The organism is Streptomyces sp. NPDC033966 (assembly GCF_055575955.1).
Genome location: NZ_JBVIRQ010000001.1, coordinates 936,817 through 954,119 on the forward strand (window position 1 = coordinate 936,817; position 17,303 = coordinate 954,119).

At 71.7% G+C, this 17,303-nt stretch carries 18 protein-coding genes and 1 pseudogene; 13 read left to right on the forward strand and 6 right to left on the reverse strand.

Features of this window, described 5'->3' with window-relative positions; all coding sequences use genetic code 11:
• Positions 1–24 precede the first annotated feature (24 nt).
• A complete protein-coding gene (locus ACZ518_RS04380; protein ID WP_469111505.1) occupies positions 25–906 on the forward strand; it encodes a L,D-transpeptidase family protein in 882 nt (293 codons plus the stop codon).
• A gap of 238 nt (positions 907–1,144) precedes the next feature.
• On the opposite strand, the gene ACZ518_RS04385 is transcribed toward ACZ518_RS04380, so the two are convergent.
• Positions 1,145–2,185 carry a hypothetical protein gene (locus tag ACZ518_RS04385; protein ID WP_469111506.1) on the reverse strand — a complete coding sequence of 347 codons (1,041 nt, stop codon included), beginning with the start codon at positions 2,183–2,185 and terminating at the stop codon, positions 1,145–1,147.
• Complete coding sequence (locus ACZ518_RS04390) at positions 2,185–2,925, reverse strand: RNA polymerase sigma factor (RefSeq protein WP_469111681.1); 741 nt, start codon at positions 2,923–2,925, stop codon at positions 2,185–2,187. Before ACZ518_RS04390 ends, ACZ518_RS04385 begins: the two co-directional genes overlap by 1 nt.
• 327 nt (positions 2,926–3,252) lie before the next feature.
• Between ACZ518_RS04390 and ACZ518_RS04395 the strand changes: the two genes are divergently transcribed.
• The 11 genes and pseudogenes from ACZ518_RS04395 (at position 3,253) to ACZ518_RS04445 (ending at position 11,531) form a co-directional block, all read left to right on the forward strand.
• Entirely contained in the window at positions 3,253–3,873 is a 621-nt protein-coding gene (locus tag ACZ518_RS04395; protein ID WP_469111507.1) for a 2-oxo-4-hydroxy-4-carboxy-5-ureidoimidazoline decarboxylase, read from the forward strand.
• Between the two features lie 152 nt (positions 3,874–4,025).
• Positions 4,026–4,406, forward strand: coding sequence for a succinate dehydrogenase, cytochrome b556 subunit (gene sdhC / locus ACZ518_RS04400; RefSeq protein ID WP_125598861.1), 381 nt, complete (start codon positions 4,026–4,028; stop codon positions 4,404–4,406).
• 5 nt (positions 4,407–4,411) lie between these two features.
• A complete protein-coding gene (locus tag ACZ518_RS04405) occupies positions 4,412–4,894 on the forward strand; it encodes a succinate dehydrogenase hydrophobic membrane anchor subunit (protein ID WP_007266037.1) in 483 nt (160 codons plus the stop codon).
• A 23-nt stretch (positions 4,895–4,917) separates the two neighbouring features.
• A complete protein-coding gene (sdhA, locus tag ACZ518_RS04410) occupies positions 4,918–6,672 on the forward strand; it encodes a succinate dehydrogenase flavoprotein subunit (protein ID WP_469111508.1) in 1,755 nt (584 codons plus the stop codon).
• The gene (locus ACZ518_RS04415) at positions 6,672–7,430 is read left to right on the forward strand and encodes a succinate dehydrogenase iron-sulfur subunit (protein ID WP_007266035.1); all 759 of its coding nucleotides are present in this window, start codon (positions 6,672–6,674) and stop codon (positions 7,428–7,430) included. Before sdhA ends, ACZ518_RS04415 begins: the two co-directional genes overlap by 1 nt.
• 229 nt (positions 7,431–7,659) lie before the next feature.
• Positions 7,660–8,772 carry a serine hydrolase domain-containing protein gene (locus ACZ518_RS04420; protein ID WP_469111509.1) on the forward strand — a complete coding sequence of 371 codons (1,113 nt, stop codon included), beginning with the start codon at positions 7,660–7,662 and terminating at the stop codon, positions 8,770–8,772.
• Positions 8,773–8,867: 95 nt separating this feature from the next.
• On the forward strand, positions 8,868–9,494 hold the full coding sequence (locus ACZ518_RS04425) for a Uma2 family endonuclease (protein WP_469111510.1): 627 nt from the start codon (positions 8,868–8,870) through the stop codon (positions 9,492–9,494).
• Between the two features lie 13 nt (positions 9,495–9,507).
• A pseudogene (locus tag ACZ518_RS04430) lies at positions 9,508–9,846 on the forward strand (bifunctional metallophosphatase/5'-nucleotidase); the annotation flags it as partial.
• 87 nt (positions 9,847–9,933) lie between these two features.
• Positions 9,934–10,353, forward strand: coding sequence for a hypothetical protein (locus ACZ518_RS04435; protein ID WP_469111682.1), 420 nt, complete (start codon positions 9,934–9,936; stop codon positions 10,351–10,353).
• Positions 10,354–10,356: 3 nt separating this feature from the next.
• The gene (locus ACZ518_RS04440; protein ID WP_469111511.1) at positions 10,357–10,785 is read left to right on the forward strand and encodes a thiol-disulfide oxidoreductase DCC family protein; all 429 of its coding nucleotides are present in this window, start codon (positions 10,357–10,359) and stop codon (positions 10,783–10,785) included.
• A gap of 11 nt (positions 10,786–10,796) precedes the next feature.
• Entirely contained in the window at positions 10,797–11,531 is a 735-nt protein-coding gene (locus ACZ518_RS04445; protein WP_469111512.1) for a TetR/AcrR family transcriptional regulator, read from the forward strand.
• A gap of 64 nt (positions 11,532–11,595) precedes the next feature.
• Here ACZ518_RS04445 and ACZ518_RS04450 read toward each other — a convergent pair whose 3' ends face one another.
• The 3 genes from ACZ518_RS04450 to ACZ518_RS04460 all read right to left on the reverse strand — a co-directional run bounded on the left by ACZ518_RS04450 (position 11,596) and on the right by ACZ518_RS04460 (position 14,903).
• A complete protein-coding gene (locus ACZ518_RS04450; protein ID WP_469111513.1) occupies positions 11,596–13,152 on the reverse strand; it encodes an ABC transporter substrate-binding protein in 1,557 nt (518 codons plus the stop codon).
• A 111-nt stretch (positions 13,153–13,263) separates the two neighbouring features.
• Complete coding sequence (locus ACZ518_RS04455) at positions 13,264–14,664, reverse strand: metallophosphoesterase (RefSeq protein ID WP_469111514.1); 1,401 nt, start codon at positions 14,662–14,664, stop codon at positions 13,264–13,266.
• Positions 14,661–14,903 carry an SCO4848 family membrane protein gene (locus tag ACZ518_RS04460; RefSeq protein WP_469111515.1) on the reverse strand — a complete coding sequence of 81 codons (243 nt, stop codon included), beginning with the start codon at positions 14,901–14,903 and terminating at the stop codon, positions 14,661–14,663. Before ACZ518_RS04460 ends, ACZ518_RS04455 begins: the two co-directional genes overlap by 4 nt.
• Before the next feature lie 121 nt (positions 14,904–15,024).
• Here ACZ518_RS04460 and ACZ518_RS04465 point away from each other — a divergent pair, with 121 nt between their 5' ends.
• Positions 15,025–16,296, forward strand: coding sequence for a D-alanyl-D-alanine carboxypeptidase family protein (locus ACZ518_RS04465; protein ID WP_469111516.1), 1,272 nt, complete (start codon positions 15,025–15,027; stop codon positions 16,294–16,296).
• Here the strand turns inward: ACZ518_RS04465 and ACZ518_RS04470 are convergent.
• Complete coding sequence (locus ACZ518_RS04470; protein WP_469111517.1) at positions 16,293–17,174, reverse strand: YihY/virulence factor BrkB family protein; 882 nt, start codon at positions 17,172–17,174, stop codon at positions 16,293–16,295. The two genes, ACZ518_RS04465 and ACZ518_RS04470, sit on opposite strands and share 4 nt — an antisense overlap.
• Between the last annotated feature and the right edge of the window lie 129 nt (positions 17,175–17,303).

A 17,303-nucleotide genomic window follows, 5' to 3' on the forward strand; every position in this document is an offset into this window, starting at 1 on the left:
GACGTTGAACTCGGGGGAACCGCCATGCACCGACAGAGAGCCTTCATCCGTACGCTCGGCCTGGCCGCCGCCGTCGCGCTCGCCGCTACCGCGTGCGGTCCGCAGGATCCCGGTGCCGGCCCGGCCGCCCCCTCCTCGCCCGCCGGCGGCTCCCCCTCGGCGTCCCCGTCCAAGCAGGACGACAAGCCCGGCTCGCCCTCGCCGTCCGCTCCGGCCGCGCAGCCGTCCCCCTCCGCCCCGTCGGCGTCGGCGTCGGCGTCGGGCGCCCCCGGTGCCAGGCCGCTCATGGCCAACGGTGACGAGAGCGAGCAGGTCCGCGAACTCCAGGCACGGCTGCGCCAGCTCAAGCTGGTGTCGACGGCGCCCACCGCCTTCTACGGCTCGAAGACGACCGCCGCGGTCAAGACCTTCCAGTCGCAGCACGGACTGCCCGCGACCGGGTCGGTGGACGAGGCCACCTGGCAGAAGGTGCAGGGCCTCACCAAGAAGCCCACCGATGACGAGCTGCGCCCGCCGACCACCAACGAGGTGGACGCCCCGGACCCGCGCTGCATGCAGGGCCGGGTGATGTGCATCAGCAAGGAGAGCCGCACCCTGGCCTGGATGATCGACGGCAAGGTCGTCTCCACGATGGACGTCCGCTTCGGCTCGGAGAACACGCCGACCCGCGAGGGCCTGTTCCAGGTGGAGTGGAAGGCGAAGGACTGGACGTCGACGATCTACCACACGTCGATGCCCTACTCGATGTTCTTCAGCCAGGGCCAGGCGGTGCACTACTCGTCCGACTTCGCGGCCCGCGGCTATGACGGCGCCTCGCACGGCTGTGTGAACGTCCGGGACAAGAAGAAGCTGTCGGCGCTGTTCGACCAGGTGAAGGTGGGCGACAAGGTCGTCGTCTACTGGTGATCCCGGCCGGCGGTCCGGTCCGGTGATCCCGGCCGGCGGTCCGGTCCCGGGAGGGAGAAGAGAGGGGGCGCGGGCAGGGCCGGGGGAACGTGCCCCGCCCGCGCCGGGTGCGCCGAGCCCAGGGGTACGGGGGGAACCCCGGCTCGTGCGCGGCCGATGACCAGTCGGCTCGATACGTACTGCGTCAGCGGTTCGAAAAGTGTTACTGCCCCCCGCTCGGGACGCTTGCTGAAGCGTTTCAGCGGGTGCGGAAGCCCAGTCCGCCGCCCGTCAGAGGGGTCGCGGACGGCAGCGGCAGCGGGGCGCTGCCCTGGTCGGCGCCGCTCCGCGGGACCGTGCCCTTCGTGGCCCCGTCCAGCAGGGTCGCGCAGAAGCGCTGGACCTTCGCGGCCCCGCCGGCGAGCTTGGAGAGGTACTCGCGCCCGTCCGCGGCGAGCTTCTCCGCCTTGTTGTCCCGGCACAGGTCCTCGGGGCGCGGCTTCTCCGCCCCGCCGCCCTGGTCCTTCCCGCTGTCGGCGGTGGCGCCGCCGCTGTCGGCGAAGGTGTCGCGGGTGCCGCCGGTACCCGCCGCGCCCCCGCCGCCACCGCCCGCGGCGGCCGTGCCGGGCGGTACCGAGAGGCTGGGCGCGACGTCGGGGAGCGTACGCATCCCCGTGCCCGGGATGCGCGGGGCGTCCGGGCCGCGCGAGAAGCCGTCGACGCCCAGGGACGGGGTCGGTCTCAGCTGCGGTACGAGGGTGGCGCCGGCGGTGTCCCCGGCGGGCACCGGGTCCGAGTCGGCGCTGACCGAGACCGCCGGGGCGGGCCCCGCCGTCAGGTGCGCGGCGCGGTCCAGCAGGCCGGTGCCGGCGACGGCGGCGATCCCGCCGACGGCGACGCCGGCCAGCGCGGCCGCCAGCCCGAACCGCGCGGCCGTGACGGGACGCCGCTGCGCGGGTATCCGTACGGGGGGTATCGGCGCCAGGTCGACCAGGGGTTCGCGGTCGCCTCCCCGGGGCACGGCGGGTCCGGCCGCGGCGGACGTCGCCGCGGACGTCACCGGCGGCGCCGTCGCGGGCGCCTCGGCGCGGGCCGCGCGGAAGGCGGCCAGGGCGGCTTCCTCACCGGGCAGTTCTCCCCCCGCCGGGCGGGGGGTCAGGGCGTCGAGGGCGGCGCGCATGCGGGCCGCCTCCGCCCGGGCGCGCGGGTCGGCGCCGGATCCGACCGGGCCGGGGGCTCCTCCGCGCAGCAGCTCGTCCGCCGTGGCCCTGTCCAGCCACGCGTTGTGCTCGTCGGCCATCACATGTCCTTCTGCGTCCGCCAACGTGAATGCGTCACACCGGTTTGCTCCACCAGGTCCCCCGCCCGCGCGCGCTGCGCGGGCACCGCGTCGAGATCACGCTCCCGTGCCGGGTCCCCGGCATTATGGCCGACCCGGGCGCGGGGTTCCGCTTCGTTTTCCGTCCCGCCCGCCGCAGCGGCGGGGCCGAGCTCCGCGCTCAGCAGTTCCGCGAGCTTCTTCAGCCCCCGGTGCGCGGCCGTGCGGACCGCGCCGGGGCGCTTGCCGAGGGTCTCGGCCGCGCTCTTGGCGTCCAGGCCGACGACCACGCGCAGGACGACGGCCTCGGCCTGGTCCTGCGGCAGCTGGGCTATCAGCTTCATGGTCCGTCCGGTGGACAGGGCCTCCATGGCCTCGCCGTACGTGTCGGAGTCCGCGGCCCGGCCCGTCAGCTCGGTCTCGTCGCCGCCGACGGCGGGACGGCGGCCGCGCATGCGGATGTGGTCGAGGGCCCGGTTGCGGGCGATGCGGGCGGCCCAGCCGCGGAAGCGGTCGGCGTCGCCCGTGAAGGAGCCGAGGTCGCGGGCGATCTGCAGCCAGGCCTCGGAGGTCACGTCCTCGGCGTCGGCGTCCCCGACGAGCGTGCGTACGTATCCGAGCAGGCGCGGGTGCACGGCGCGGTACACAGTCCGGAACGCGCTCTCGTCGCCGTCCTGTGCCGCGAGCACCGCGGCGGTCAGCTCCGCGTCGTCCCCCAGCAAAGTCCCCAACCCGTTCAACGTCCTGTACGTGTGGCGCAAATCCGCACGTTACGGCGTTCATGTACCTCTCGTCCACGAGTTGTACAACCAGCAACCAACCCTGCGCGGAGCGGGGTGTGACAGAAAACGCACTCCATACGCTGACATGAATACGGGCTTGTCGCACGAGTCCGTGACGGATGGCGACCGGGGCCTCTCCTGTGGGGGGTGGCGGCCTCGGTCGTCATCCCCTCTCCAGCCGGGCAAACCCCCCGGCCTCATCCTTTCGGCTCACTTCCGGGTGAAATCCCCGAATGGGCAGGGCACGGCTCCTCCGAGATCGCTAGCGTGGCGGTACACCCGCGCCACGCCCCGAGGAGTACTCCGCTGTCCAGCCACCTTCCGGCACAGGTCCGCGGTCCGGCCTCCGCCCCCGGCGCCGGACTGGCGCGATTCAACTCCCTGCCGCCCGAGACCGCCCGCGCGGTCCTGCTGCGCTGCTGCGGCAGCGGCCGCTGGGCCCACCGGGTGGCCGCCCACCGCCCCTACCCGGACACCGCCGCCCTGCTCGCGGCCTGCGAGGAGGCCTCGTACGACCTCTCCCAGGGCGACCTCTCCGAGGCGCTGGCCCGGGAGTCCTCGGCGGAGCTGGGCCAGGGCGCCCCGTACGCCGCGCTCCTCGCCCTCGGCGCGGCACGGGCGCAATACGAGCGGACCTTCGGGCACGCCTTCGTGATCTGCCTGGACGGGCACCCGCCGGAGGAGCAGGTGGACCAGCTGCTGGCGGCGATCCGCCGCAGGATGGCTCACGAGATCGACGAGGAGCGCTCGATCTCCGCCGAGGAGCTGCGCCTGGTCGCCCGCTCGCGGACCCTGCGGCTGCTGGACCGACTCGCCGGTGCGCAGCCCTGGGACCCGGACGACGGTCTGCCTGCTGCCGATTTCGGGCTATTTGCCCCTGTGGGATAGCCCGTCCGTGCCTGTTTGATCACACCGGCGGACCCCGGGCGAGGGAACCGACAAAGCGTCGCTACGATGTCCGGGGCCGGTGGACCGTACCCGGCCGGGCCCGACCGACAAAGAAGCCGGCTGGCCCCCGCCCCGCTTCCGGAGGGTTTTCCGTGCCGGCTGGAACGTTGTACCGCGGCCGGGAAGGAATGTGGTCCTGGGTGGCTCATCGAGTCACCGGCGTCCTCATTTTCTTCTTCCTGTTCGTACACGTCCTCGACACCGCTCTCGTCCGCGTCTCCCCCGAGGCGTACGACGATGTCGTGGCTACCTACAAGACTCCGATCGTCGCGCTGCTGGAGTACGGCCTCGTCGCCGCAATCCTGTTCCACGCGCTCAACGGTCTCCGTGTCATCGCCGTGGACTTCTGGTCCAAGGGCCCCCGTCACCAGAAGTCGATGCTCTGGTGGGTCGTGGGCATCTGGGTCGTCCTGATGATCGGGGCCCTGTACCCCGTACTGGGCCACGCCTACCTCGAACTGTTCGGGAAGTGACACGCATGTCTTCTGACACTTCTTCCGCCAAGGCGATCGGCGACGTGGAGGGCGTTTCCCTCTACGACACCGACAACCCGGCGCCGTACATCGAGGCCCCGCGCAAGCGCACGGGGAAGACCCCGCGCTCGACCCGCGGCAACTTCGAGATGGCCGCGTGGCTCTTCATGCGCCTCTCGGGCATCGTGCTCGTCGTCCTCGTCATCGGCCACCTCGTCATCCAGCTGGTGCTGGACGGCGGCGTCTCCAAGATCGGCTTCGCCTTCGTGGCCGGCCGCTGGGCGTCCCCGTTCTGGCAGGTCTGGGACCTGCTGATGCTGTGGCTGGCCATGCTGCACGGCTCCAACGGCCTGCGTACCGTCATCAACGACTACGCGGAGCGCGCCAACACGCGGCTGTGGCTGAAGGGCCTGCTCTACACCGCCACGGTGTTCACCATCCTTCTGGGCACGCTGGTGATCTTCACCTTCGACCCGAACATCCGCTAGGCAACGGGGCTGAGGCGAAACCAATGAAGATCCACAAGTACGACACCGTCATCGTCGGTGCAGGTGGTGCCGGCATGCGCGCCGCCATCGAATCGACGAAGCGCAGCCGCACCGCGGTGCTGACGAAGCTCTACCCCACCCGCTCCCACACGGGCGCCGCGCAGGGCGGCATGGCCGCCGCGCTGGCCAACGTGGAGGACGACAACTGGGAGTGGCACACCTTCGACACGGTCAAGGGCGGTGACTACCTGGTCGACCAGGACGCCGCCGAGATCCTGGCGAAGGAGGCCATCGACGCGGTCCTCGACCTCGAGAAGATGGGCCTGCCGTTCAACCGCACCCCGGACGGCACCATCGACCAGCGCCGCTTCGGCGGCCACTCGCGCAACCACGGCGAGGCGCCGGTCCGCCGGTCCTGCTACGCCGCGGACCGCACGGGCCACATGATCCTCCAGACGCTCTACCAGAACTGCGTCAAGGAGGGCGTGGAGTTCTTCAACGAGTTCTACGTCCTGGACCAGCTCCTGGTGGAGGAGGACGGCGTCAAGAAGTCGGCCGGTGTGGTCGCGTACGAGCTCGCCACCGGCGAGATCCACGTGTTCCAGGCCAAGGCCGTCATCTACGCCTCCGGCGGCACCGGCAAGTTCTTCAAGGTGACCTCCAACGCGCACACCCTGACGGGTGACGGCCAGGCGGCCTGCTACCGCCGCGGCCTGCCGCTGGAGGACATGGAGTTCTTCCAGTTCCACCCCACGGGCATCTGGCGCATGGGCATCCTGCTGACGGAGGGCGCCCGCGGTGAGGGCGGCATCCTCCGCAACAAGGACGGCGAGCGCTTCATGGAGAAGTACGCGCCGGTCATGAAGGACCTCGCGTCCCGTGACGTCGTCTCGCGCTCCATCTACACGGAGATCCGCGAGGGCCGCGGCTGCGGCCCCGCCGGCGACCACGTGTACCTGGACCTGACGCACCTCCCGCCGGAGCAGCTCGACGCGAAGCTCCCGGACATCACCGAGTTCGCGCGCACCTACCTCGGCATCGAGCCCTACACGGACCCGATCCCGATCCAGCCCACCGCGCACTACGCCATGGGCGGCATCCCGACCAACGTCGAGGGTGAGGTCCTGGCGGACAACACCACCGTCGTCCCCGGCCTGTACGCGGCCGGCGAGGTCGCGTGCGTGTCGGTGCACGGCGCCAACCGCCTGGGCACCAACTCGCTGCTGGACATCAACGTCTTCGGCAAGCGCTCCGGCATCGCCGCGGCCAAGTACGCCGCCGAGAACGACTACGTCGAGCTGCCGGAGAACCCGGCGCAGCAGGTCGCCGACCTGGTCGAGCACCTCCGCAACTCCACGGGCAAGGAGCGGGTCGCCGACCTGCGCCTGGAGCTCCAGGAGACGATGGACGCGTGCGTGATGGTCTTCCGTACGGAGCAGACCATCAAGACCGCGGTCGAGAAGATCGCCGAGCTGCGCGAGCGCTACAAGAACGTGTCCGTCCAGGACAAGGGCAAGCGCTTCAACACGGACCTGCTGGAGGCCATCGAGCTGGGCAACCTGCTCGACCTGGCCGAGGTCATGGCCGTGTCCGCGCTGGCGCGCAAGGAGTCCCGCGGCGGTCACTACCGCGAGGACTACCCGAACCGCGACGACGTCAACTTCATGCGCCACACCATGGCGTACCGCGAGGTCGACGACAACGGCCAGGACTCCGTCCGCCTGGACTACAAGCCCGTCGTCGTCACCCGCTACCAGCCGATGGAGCGTAAGTACTGATGGCCACCCCGACCCTGGACAAGATGGAGGCGGCGGCCGCCGCCTCGCCGTACATCACGGTCACCTTCCGGATCCGCCGCTACAACCCCGAGGTCTCGGCCGAGGCGGAGTGGCAGGACTTCCAGATCGAGATCGACCCGAAGGAGCGCGTGCTCGACGGTCTCCACAAGATCAAGTGGGACCTGGACGGCACGCTGACCTTCCGCCGCTCGTGCGCGCACGGCATCTGCGGCTCCGACGCGATGCGGATCAACGGCAAGAACAGGCTCGCCTGCAAGACGCTGATCAAGGACATCAACCCGGAGAAGCCGATCACCGTCGAGGCCATCAAGGGCCTCACGGTGATGAAGGACCTCGTGGTCGACATGGAGCCCTTCTTCCAGGCGTACCGCGACGTCATGCCGTTCCTGGTCACCAAGGGCAACGAGCCGACGCGTGAGCGCCTGCAGTCCGCCGAGGACCGCGAGCGCTTCGACGACACCACCAAGTGCATCCTGTGCGCCGCGTGCACGTCCTCGTGCCCGGTGTTCTGGAACGACGGCCAGTACTTCGGCCCGGCGGCGATCGTCAACGCCCACCGCTTCATCTTCGACTCGCGCGACGAGGCCGGCGAGCAGCGGCTGGAGATCCTGAACGACAAGGACGGCGTGTGGCGCTGCCGCACGACCTTCAACTGCACCGACGCGTGCCCGCGCGGCATCGAGGTCACGAAGGCGATCCAGGAAGTCAAGCGCGCGCTCATCACGCGCCGCTTCTGATCCTTTCGACGCGCCGCTCGCAGCGCTCGGCCCTGGCGGGCCTCCCGCGCTCCGCGACGCTGCGACGGACTCCGTCCGTCGGTCTCCGCCGAGGCCGGCGGGCCGCCGAAGGCCCCGCACCCGGACATCCTCCGGGTGCGGGGCCTTATGCGTGCTCGGGGGCGGGTCAGGGTCGGGTCAGGGGTGGTCCCCATGGTTCGGGGATCTTCCTCACGGCAGGCTTGCGGTCATGACGAACCCCGTGAACGCCGCCCGGCGCAGCGCCCGTTGGATCTCCCTCGCCGTCGCCGGCGCGGCCGTCGCCTCCCTCACCGCGGCCGCGCTGCCCGCCTCGGCCGCCGAGCGGCAGCCCGCCCCGCGGCCCCGCGTCGGCATCCTCCACGACGTCCGCCCCGTCGACGAGGTCAAGCTCGCGGAGGCGATGACCCCGGACGCGGTCGCGGACGGCACGATGGTGCGGGTGACCGGGGCGGGCGTCCGCCTCAGGGCGGCGGCCGGGGCCGTCTCCCAGGACCCGGCCGCCTCCTTCCGGATCGGCAGCATGACGAAGATGTTCACCTCCACGGTGGTCCTCCAGCTGATCGCCGAGGGCCGGTTCACCATGGACACCCCGATCCGCGAGATCCTCCCCGACACGGTCCCGGCCGACTGGGCGCCGATCACCGTCGGCCAGCTGCTGAGCCACACCAGCGGCCTGGGCAAGCCCTGCGAGCCCCTGCTGGACGACACCGGCCTGACTCCGCAGCGCGTCGTGCACGCCTGGACGAGCTGCGCCGCGAAGCCCGAGTCCCCGGTCACCGGCCAGCAGTACAACGGCGGCAACTACTTCCTCCTCGGACTTGCGATCGAGAAGGTGACGGGTCACTCCTACACGGACGAGATCCAGAGGCGCATCACCCGCCCGCTCGGCCTGCACCACACCTACGTCCCCCGCACCGGGGACCGCTCCATGCCGACCCCGTCGCTGGCCGCGCCCGCCCCGAAGGACCCCTGGACCTGGGCGGAGGGCGGCATGATCTCCAACGCCCCCGACCTGGAGCGGTTCACGAAGGCCCTGCTGGGCGGCCGCCTGCTGCCGCCGGCCCAACAGGCGCAGCTGTTCGTGAAGTCGCCGCTGCCGCCGCGGCAGGCGCTGCCGTACAGCATGGGCGGCCTGGCCTACGCCACGGTCAACGGCGTCGAGGTCTGGGGCAAGACGGGCAGCATGGCCGCGTACACGGGCGGGACCTTCGCCACCGCCGACGGCGGCAGGGCCGTCACGTACGCCTTCCTCCCGAAGCCGGGCGTGCCGCAGGACGCCGCCATCGGCCGCGTCCTCAAGATCCTCGGCGCGACCGTCTGAGCGGCCACCCGATCCGGTGAAGCGCCCGCATCCGGCGTCGGAGCGGGCCCCGGCCCTACGATGACTTCCTCGACCCAGCCCACGGGAGGCCCGGAATGTCCACAGCACCCGTCGAGCACGGCGGCGCGGGGCGGCCCCCGACCCTCCTCGAAGAGGCCGCCAAGCTCACGGAACGGCTCCCCGGCTACCGCGTCGAGATCGTCGGAGGCCAGCTCACCGTGACCCCGCCACCGGACGCCCCGCACGCGCTGGCCCTGACGGAACTCATGATCCCGTTCCTGAGCGCCGGTCTGCACGGTCCCGAGTCGAAGGTCGTCCAGGGCATCGGCCTGTGGCTGCCCGGCGGGCCCGAGGACTATGCGATCCCGGACCTCGCAGTGGTCGACGGTGACGTCAAGGAGCACCTGGTCGAGCAGAACTGCTACGACCCGGTGGCCTTCCGCCTGGTCCTGGAAGTGACCTCGTCGAACTACAACAACGACCTGCGCGCCAAAGCCGTCGCCTACGCCCAGGCGCAGGTCCCGGTCTGCGTCATCGTCAACCGGCAGCACCAGCGGCTGCACGTGCTGACCGACCCCCAGGAAGGCGATTACGCCAGCCACCGCGTCTACGCGTCGGGCGAGCTCGCCACCCTCCCCGACTCCCTCGGCGCCAAGGTCACCCTCGACGTCGGGGAACTCCTCGCGGCGGGCCGCCCACCCGAGCCCCGGCCGGAGGCCTGAAGGGCGACCGCCCCCCGGCGGCAACGCCGTGATCAGCGGCGACGGCGGCCGGACCTACACCGTCGGCGGGGTCGCGTACATGTCCGCCCACCTCGCCCGGCTCCGGGACGGGCGGGCCAACTCGTTCTTCTTCACCCCCGGGGACGCCTTCGCCGGCTGGGAGTTCGACGCCGCCGCCTTCGCCGACGGGCCCACCATCGAGGCCCTCAACCGGATGGGGCTCGATTTCGCGACCGCCGGGAACCACGAGTTCGACAAGTCCCCCGCCATGCTGCGACGGCACATGGAGCAGGGCGTGCCGTTCCCCGTCGAGGGCCGTGACGCCCCCTTCACCGACTCGTCCGGCGCACGGTGCTGCCCGCGCACCTTGAACCTGTTCAAAAACAGGTCTACAGTCAGTCACGCCAAGGAGTTGAACACGTTCAAGGGGGCTGGGGCAATGGACCTCACCGTGGTCGCGTACGTCATCTACCTGTTCATCAGCATCGGGCTGACCGTCTGGGTCGCCCGTACGCTCAGCCGCAACGGCCGCGTCTTCATCGCCGACGTCCTCCAGGGCAACGAGAAGCTCGCGGACGCCGTCAACCACCTCCTGGTGGTCGGCTTCTACCTCGTCAACGTCGGCTTCGTGACCCTGTACCTGCGCTCGGGCGAGACGGTCCTCGAAGCCCGCGGCCTCTTCGAGGCGCTGTCGGTCAAGCTCGGCGTCGTCCTGCTGGTCCTCGGCGTCATGCACCTCGGCAACGTGTGGGTGCTGAGCCGGATGCGCCGCCGCGGGATCATGGAGCGGCAGGCCGCGCAGCTTCCCCCCGTACCGCCGGTCGCCCCCCAGGGGTGGACCGCGCCGGCCGGGGCCTGACCCGTGGCGCGGGCCGCGCAGCCCGGCGTCCGGTACCTGACCGTCCTGTACGACGCCGACTGCCCCGTGTGCACCCGCATCCGCAACTGGCTGGCCGGGCAACGGCAGCTGGTCCCGCTGCGGCTGGTGCCGGCCGCCTCCGCCGAGGCCTGGCGGCAGTTCCCGAGGCTGGCGCACGCCGAGACGCTGCGCGAGATCACCGTCGTCGGGGACGCGGGCCAGGTGTGGCGGGGGACGGACGCCTTCGTCGTCTGCCTCTGGGCGCTCGCCGAGCACCGCGCGAAGGCCGAATGGCTCGCCACCCCGGCGGGCCGCCCCTTCGCCAGGGCGGCCATGAACACCGCCGCCGCCGTCCGGCACGCGGTACGTACCAATTCCGAAGCGGAGGCCGGTGAACCGGCCTGTGACGATCACTGCTCCGCGCCCCGATAAGGTCGGACACCGTGACAGATCAGAAGGCGCCCAAGAGCGAGCAGACCCGGACGCTCATCCTCGAAACCGCGCTCCGGCTCTTCCAGGAACGCGGGTTCGACAAGACGACCATGCGGGGCATCGCCAAGGAGGCAGGGGTCTCGGTCGGCAACGCGTACTACTACTTCGAGTCGAAGGAGCACCTCGTCCAGGGCTTCTACGACCGGATCGGCGCGGCCCACCAGGCGGCGGTGCGGCCCATCCTGGACCGGGAGACCGATCTCCAGAAGCGGCTCGCCGGCGTGCTGACGAGCTGGTTGGACATCGCGGAGCCCTACCACGAGTTCGCCTCGCAGTTCTTCAAGAACGCGGCGGATCCGGAGAGCCCGCTCAGCCCCTTCTCGGCGGAGTCGGAGCCGGCGCGCAAGGCGGCCATCGACATCCACCGCGAGGTGCTGGCCGGGGCGAAGACCAAGGTGCCGGCCGAACTGGCCGACGTACTGCCGGAGCTGATGTGGCTCTCGCAGATGGGCCTCGTCCTGTACTGGGTCTTCGACCGCTCGCCCGGCAGCGAGAAGACGCGGCGGCTCGCCGAGCGCGGTGCGCAGCTGACCACGCGGGGCATCGTGCTGGCCCGGTTCAGGGTGCTGCGCCCGCTGGTGCGCGAGCTGCACGAGCTCTTCGCGGACTTCCTGCCGGGCATGGCCCAGACGGCGGCCGCGCGCGGCGGCAAGCGCGCCTCGGACCCTCACCCCGGGGAGGAGTGAGGGTCCTCGCGCCGGGGCCGGCCCGGCCCGGCACGAGCGGCGCACGGGGACACCCACGCGCCGCCTACAGCCAGTCGAGCTCCCACAGCCGCCAGACGCCCGTGCCGTCGGAGAGGAACTGGGAGCCGGTGACGGCCTCGCGCGAGAGCACGTAGTCCTTCTTCTGCCAGATCGGCAGCATCGGGACCTGCTGGGACACCACCCGCTGGAGCTCGCGCAGGTCGGCGGCGGCCTCGGCGCGCTCGGAGTGGGCCTGCGTACGGGTGATCAGCTCGTCGACGTACTTGTCGGAGAAGCCGTTGTTCATGCTGGAGTCCCGGCCGACCAGCGGCGCGAGGAAGTTGTCCGCGTCCGGGAAGTCGGCGATCCAGCCGATCGTGTAGGCGTCGAACTCGCCTGCCGCGTAGGCCTTCTGGAAGTCCTCCCACGCCTCGACCGGCTTGATCTTCACCTGGAACAGGTTCGTCGTCTCGAGCTGCCGCTTGATCTCCTCGGCCTCGGCGAGGTTCGCGCCGCGCGTGTTGACCCCGAGCGTCACGGAGACCGGCGCGGTGATCCCGGCGTCGCGCAGGAGCTTGCGGGCGGCCGCCCCGTTGGGCGCGGGGAAGGCGTCGAAGAAGGGCGTGCTGTGCGCCGGGACGCCCGCCGGGACCAGGGAGTACAGCGGGGTGACCGTCCCCTTGTGGATCTCCCCGGCGATCTTGGAGCGGTCCAGTACGGCCGCCACCGCCTGGCGCACGGCAGGCTTCTCCGCCGCGGACCCCGGGCGCACGTTGAAGACGAGGTTACGGGTCTCCGTGCCGCCGGAGGCCTGGTAGCGGGTGTCCTTCAGGCCCGGGTTGAGGCCCGCGAGCACCGCCGGGGGCATGTCCCGGTGCGCGACCTCGACCTCGTGGTCCCGCCAGGCCTTGTCGAGCTGCGCGGAGTCCTTGAAGTACCGGACGGTGACCAGCGCCCGGGCGGGACCGCCCTGCCCCTTGTACGCCGGGTTGGGCCGCAGTTCGGCACTGGCCCGCTGGCGGTACTCGGCCAGGGTGTACGGGCCCGATCCGTCGGCCTTGCCGTCCTCGCGCAGCGCCTTGGCCGGGTAGCGGTCCTTGTCGACGATCGAGGCGGCGCCGGTGGCGATCTTGAACGGGAAGGTGGCGTCGCGGGAGGAGAGGTTGAAGGTGACCGTGCGGCCCTCGGCCTTGACCGACTGGAGGCCGGTGAAGAGCGGGGCCGGCCCCTGGTCGGAGTTGATCTGCTTGATGCGGTCGAAGGAGAACTTCACGTCCTCGGCGGTGACGGCACGGCCGTTGGAGAAGGTCAGGTCGGGGCGCAGCTCGCACTGGTAGGTGGTCAGCTTCTGCCCGATGAACTTGCAGGAGGACGCGGCGTCCGGGACGGGGGTGGCCGAGCCGGGCTTGATGGTCAGCAGCGACTGGTAGATGTTGCCGAACAGGGCCCAGGAGCCGGCGTCGTAGGCCCCGGCCGGGTCGAGGGCGGAGACCACGTCGGTCGTGCCGACGCGGATCGCGCCGCGGCCCTCCTCGTCGGAGGGCAGCAGCTGCCAGGCGCCGACGCCGGCCGCGCCGAGGACCAGCCCGGCCGCGACCACCTTCGAGCGGACAGACCGCATCCCCGAACCCCGTCCATCGCTATCCGATATCCGAACCGACCCTCCGACTATCGGTCACTGAATCACGGAAAATCAGCCACGGGAAGGCCCGCGATGCCCGGTCGGACCAGGTCAGGCCTGGTATGAGGCGAGTTCGACGACGGTGATGTCGGAGGGCGCCCCGACCCGCACCGGAGGCCCCCAGGCGCCCGCGCCCCGGGACACGTACAGCTGGGTGTCGCCGTAGCGCTCCAGGCCCGCGACGGTCGGGTTCGCCAGCTCGGCAAGGTACTTGCCGGGCCACAGCTGACCGCCGTGGGTGTGCCCGGAGAGCTGGAGGTCCACTCCGTGGCGGACGGCTTCGTCGATCACGATCGGCTGGTGCGCGAGGAGTACGGAGGCGCGGGCGCGGTCGCGGTCCCCGAGGGCCGCCTGGAAGTCGGGGCCCTTGCCCTCTTTCTCCCCCTGGACGTCGTTCACCCCGGCGAGGTCGAAGTGGGGCAGCTCGCGGCGGGCGTTCTCCAGTGGGGTGAGGCCGAGTTCGCGGACGTGGTCCACCCACTGCTGGGCGCCGGAGAAGTACTCGTGGTTGCCGGTGACGAAGAAGCTGCCGAGGCGGGCGCGGAGTTCGCGCAGCGGCTCGGCGGCGGGGCCCAGGTCGTGGACGTCGCCGTCCACGAGGTCGCCGACGATGGCGACGAGGTCGGGCTGGGTGCGGTTGACGGTGTCGACGATGCGGCGGGTGTGGGCGCGGCCGAGCACCGGGCCGAGGTGGACGTCGCTGACGACGGCGATCCGGAACCCGTGCGCGGCGCGGGGCAGCCGGGCGAGGGGCACCTGCACGCGCTTCACGCGGGGCCCGCGGAGCACTCCGTAGGTCCCGTTGCCGACGACCCCCGCGGCGGCGGCCGCGGCCGCCCCACCGAGCACCCGCGCCACGAACACCCGCCGTCCGACCCCTGCCGGGGACGTGTCGGCGCTCTCGCCCTGGGCGGGGGCGTCGGCCGGCCGGCCGGCGGGGGTGGGGCCCTGCGGGGCCGTTCCCCCACCCGCTCCTTCCCGCACCTGGGGCTCCGCCCGGGACTCCGCCCCGGGGGCCCCGCCGGGCACGGCCGGCGCCAGGTCAAGCCCCTCCGGCGACTGGGGAGCGGGGCCCGCGGCCTCACCGTCCGGCTCGGCCGGCACCGCACGGCCCCCGGCGGGCACGGGCGGCGCCGGCAGCCGGCGGAGCCACAGGCGGCGGATCGGTTCCGCCACCGCCATCGCCATCGTGAGGTACAGCAGCACCGCCAGCCACATGTAGCCCGGCCACGCCACCAGCCGCTCCAGCCAGAACGGCGCGCCCGCCCGCCCCGCCGTCAGCGCGGCCAGCGCCAGCAGCGGAAGCGCGAAGGCCAGGACCGTGCCCGCCCTCCGCGCCGCCCCGCCCGCACGGGTCGTGTCCCGGACCAGCCGCACCCACAGCCACCGGTGGACCAACGCAAGCAGCGCGAGTACCGCGACCACCGCCACAATCACCACAAACACGGTCATCGTGATTCCCGTCGCAGAGTCAGGACACTGCGCAACCCGATCACACCAACGGCGGTCCCCAGGAGAAAGGACGTGATCGCCAGCAGGAGGTGGACCCAGAAGTAGGCCGTGGGCTGACCGTCATCGAATGCCAGACCGCTGGCGTCATTGAAGAGGTTCTTTACGAACGTGGACCAGATCACCCAGGACCAAGCTCCGAACGCTGCGAGGAACCAGGACGCGGTGCGGCTGAGTTTCATGTCCCCAGTATCGGATTCGTCCCCAGGACGGACGCGCCGGGGTGGGCCGTACCGGGGGTGGTTGGGCCCGGTTGGCCGGTCCCGGACGCCGGGCAGTCCATCGGGATGTACGTTCACCTGCGTGTCTGCCAAGAAGACCGCGCTGACGGTCCTTTCCGCCACGCTGCTGATTCCAGTCGTGCTCATGGCATCCGCGAGCGCGCCTGTACACGCCGCGCCCACGCCGCCCCCGGCGGCCGACGGAAAGGGGCAGCCCCCGAAGGCACCGAACGCCCCCGCCCCGCCCCCCTCGATGTCCACCGTCGGCGGCGCCCGCCTCGGGCAGCCCGGGACCCAGGTCAACCCGCTGCCCGGCGCGCCCGCCCTGCCCGCCGACCTCAGCGGCCGGTCCTGGATCGTGGCGGACGCCGAGACCGGCGAGGTGCTCGCCGCGCACAACGCCCACTGGCGGCTGCCCCCGGCCTCCACCATGAAGATGCTCTTCGCCGACACCGTGCTGCCCACCCTCCCCAAGGACCGGGTGCACCACGTCACCGACGAGGACATGGACGGCGTCGGCCCCGGCAGCAGCCTGGTGGGGGTCAAGGAGGACCACGACTACAGCGTCCACGACCTGTGGCTCGGCGTGTTCCTGCGCTCCGGGAACGACGCGGTCCACGTGCTTTCGGCCATGAACGGCGGCATCGACAAGACCGTCAAGGACATGCAGGCCCACGCCGAGGAGCTCCAGGCGCTGGACACCCACGTGGTGTCCCCGGACGGCTACGACGCCCCCGAGCAGGTGTCGAGCGCGTACGACCTCACCCTCGTCGCCCGCTCCGGGCTGCAGAAGCAGGACTTCCGCGAGTACTGCGGCACGGCGGAGGCGAAGTTCCCCGGCAGGCAGGAGGCGGGCAGGCCGCGCGAGTACTTCGAGATCCAGAACACCAACCGGCTGATGACCGGCGCCGGCGGCATCACCCCGTACAAGGGCATCGCCGGCGTGAAGAACGGCAACACCACCATGGCCGGGTCGACCTTCACCGGCGCCGCCCAGCGCGGCGACAAGAAGCTGCTGGTGACCGTGATGAACCCGGACAACGGTGGGGTCAACTCGGTCTACGAGGAGACGGCCGCGCTCTTCGACTGGGGGTTCGCCGCGGCCGGGAAGGTCAAGCCGGTGGGCGAGCTGGTGCCGCCGAAGAGCGCGGACACCTCCCCGCTCGGCTCCCCCGCCACATCGCACGAGAAGGGGAAGCCCGCGGCGGGCGGCCGAGCCTCCGGCGGCGGCGGACTCGGCACGGCGCTCGGCATCACGGGCGGGTCGCTGGCCGTCCTGGCCGGCGGGGCCTTCGTGGTCAACCGCCGCTGGCCGCGCGGCCGCCGCGGCCCCGGAGGCGGCACCGGGAGTTAGGGGGTGTCCGGCGGGCTCTCTTCCTCCTCCTCGTCGCGGGTCACCGTCCAGGCCGCGCAGAACAGGAGCAGCCGCGCCGTGAAGCTGATCCACAGCAGCAGGGCGATCGGCACGCCGAAGGCCCCGTACATGCTCTTGGCCGCGACCTCCCGCATGTAGCCGCTGAGCAGCAGCTTCAGCAGTTCGAAGCCCGCCGCGCCGATGAGCGCCGCCTGGACCAGGCGGCCGCGCGACGGCTCGACCCCGGGCAGCAGGGTCAGCAGGTAGAGCAGGAGCAGGAAGGCCGCCACCACGCCGACGAGGAAGGCCGCGGCGCGCAGCAGCGCCCCGCCCGCGCCCTCGCGCGGGATGCCCAGGAGCTCGGCGGACTTGCCGACCGCGCTGGCCCCGACGATCGAAGCGGCGGCCGAGGCGAGGGCCGCGCCGCCGAGGCCGAGGAGGACCAGGGCGTCCTTGCCCTTGCGCAGGACGGGGTTGCCCGCGTCCTCGTCGTCCTTCTCCCAGACGGCGCGCAGGCAGTCGCGCATCGATCCGATCCAGCCGATGCCGGTGAAGAGGAGGAGGGCGCCGGCGACGAGGCCGACGGTGCCGGCATTGGCGACGAGCCCCTCCAGGTCGAGCTGGTCGGAGATGCCGGGTACCTGTTCGGCGAGGCTCTTCTGGAGCTTGTCCAGCTGTTCCTGGCTGAGCAGCGCGGCGCCGACCGCGGCGGCGACGGTGATCAGCGGGAAGAGCGCGAGGAAGCTGATGAAGGTGATCGCGGCGGCGAGCCGGGTCCAGTGCACGCGGTCGAGGCGCTCGTACGAATGCCAGGCGTGGGTCCGCATGGCGGCGGAGACCGCGGGTCCGACCACCGGGAGTTTCTTCAGCCAGTCCATGGGGGCCACCGTAAATGAGCTGCGGGAAATAGCGGGGATTGCCGCTTTCGGGCGCTACGGTCGTCGATTGTGACTTTTCGCCCTACGGATCGTCCCCAGTCCCGCCCGTTCCATGCCCTGCTGCTGCGG

Excerpts from the sequence above, each read along its gene's own strand:
- ACZ518_RS04380 (WP_469111505.1), top strand. The coding sequence starts at position 25 with ATGCACCGACAGAGAGCCTTCATCCGTACGCTCGGCCTGGCCGCCGCC.
- ACZ518_RS04385 (WP_469111506.1), bottom strand. The coding sequence starts at position 2,185 with ATGGCCGACGAGCACAACGCGTGGCTGGACAGGGCCACGGCGGACGAG.
- ACZ518_RS04405 (WP_007266037.1), top strand. The coding sequence starts at position 4,412 with ATGTCTTCTGACACTTCTTCCGCCAAGGCGATCGGCGACGTGGAGGGC.
- sdhA (WP_469111508.1), top strand. The coding sequence starts at position 4,918 with ATGAAGATCCACAAGTACGACACCGTCATCGTCGGTGCAGGTGGTGCC.
- ACZ518_RS04415 (WP_007266035.1), top strand. The coding sequence starts at position 6,672 with ATGGCCACCCCGACCCTGGACAAGATGGAGGCGGCGGCCGCCGCCTCG.
- ACZ518_RS04420 (WP_469111509.1), top strand. The coding sequence starts at position 7,660 with ATGACGAACCCCGTGAACGCCGCCCGGCGCAGCGCCCGTTGGATCTCC.
- ACZ518_RS04425 (WP_469111510.1), top strand. The coding sequence starts at position 8,868 with ATGTCCACAGCACCCGTCGAGCACGGCGGCGCGGGGCGGCCCCCGACC.
- ACZ518_RS04435 (WP_469111682.1), top strand. The coding sequence starts at position 9,934 with ATGGACCTCACCGTGGTCGCGTACGTCATCTACCTGTTCATCAGCATC.
- ACZ518_RS04450 (WP_469111513.1), bottom strand. The coding sequence starts at position 13,152 with ATGCGGTCTGTCCGCTCGAAGGTGGTCGCGGCCGGGCTGGTCCTCGGC.
- ACZ518_RS04455 (WP_469111514.1), bottom strand. The coding sequence starts at position 14,664 with ATGACCGTGTTTGTGGTGATTGTGGCGGTGGTCGCGGTACTCGCGCTG.
- ACZ518_RS04460 (WP_469111515.1), bottom strand. The coding sequence starts at position 14,903 with ATGAAACTCAGCCGCACCGCGTCCTGGTTCCTCGCAGCGTTCGGAGCT.
- ACZ518_RS04470 (WP_469111517.1), bottom strand. The coding sequence starts at position 17,174 with ATGGACTGGCTGAAGAAACTCCCGGTGGTCGGACCCGCGGTCTCCGCC.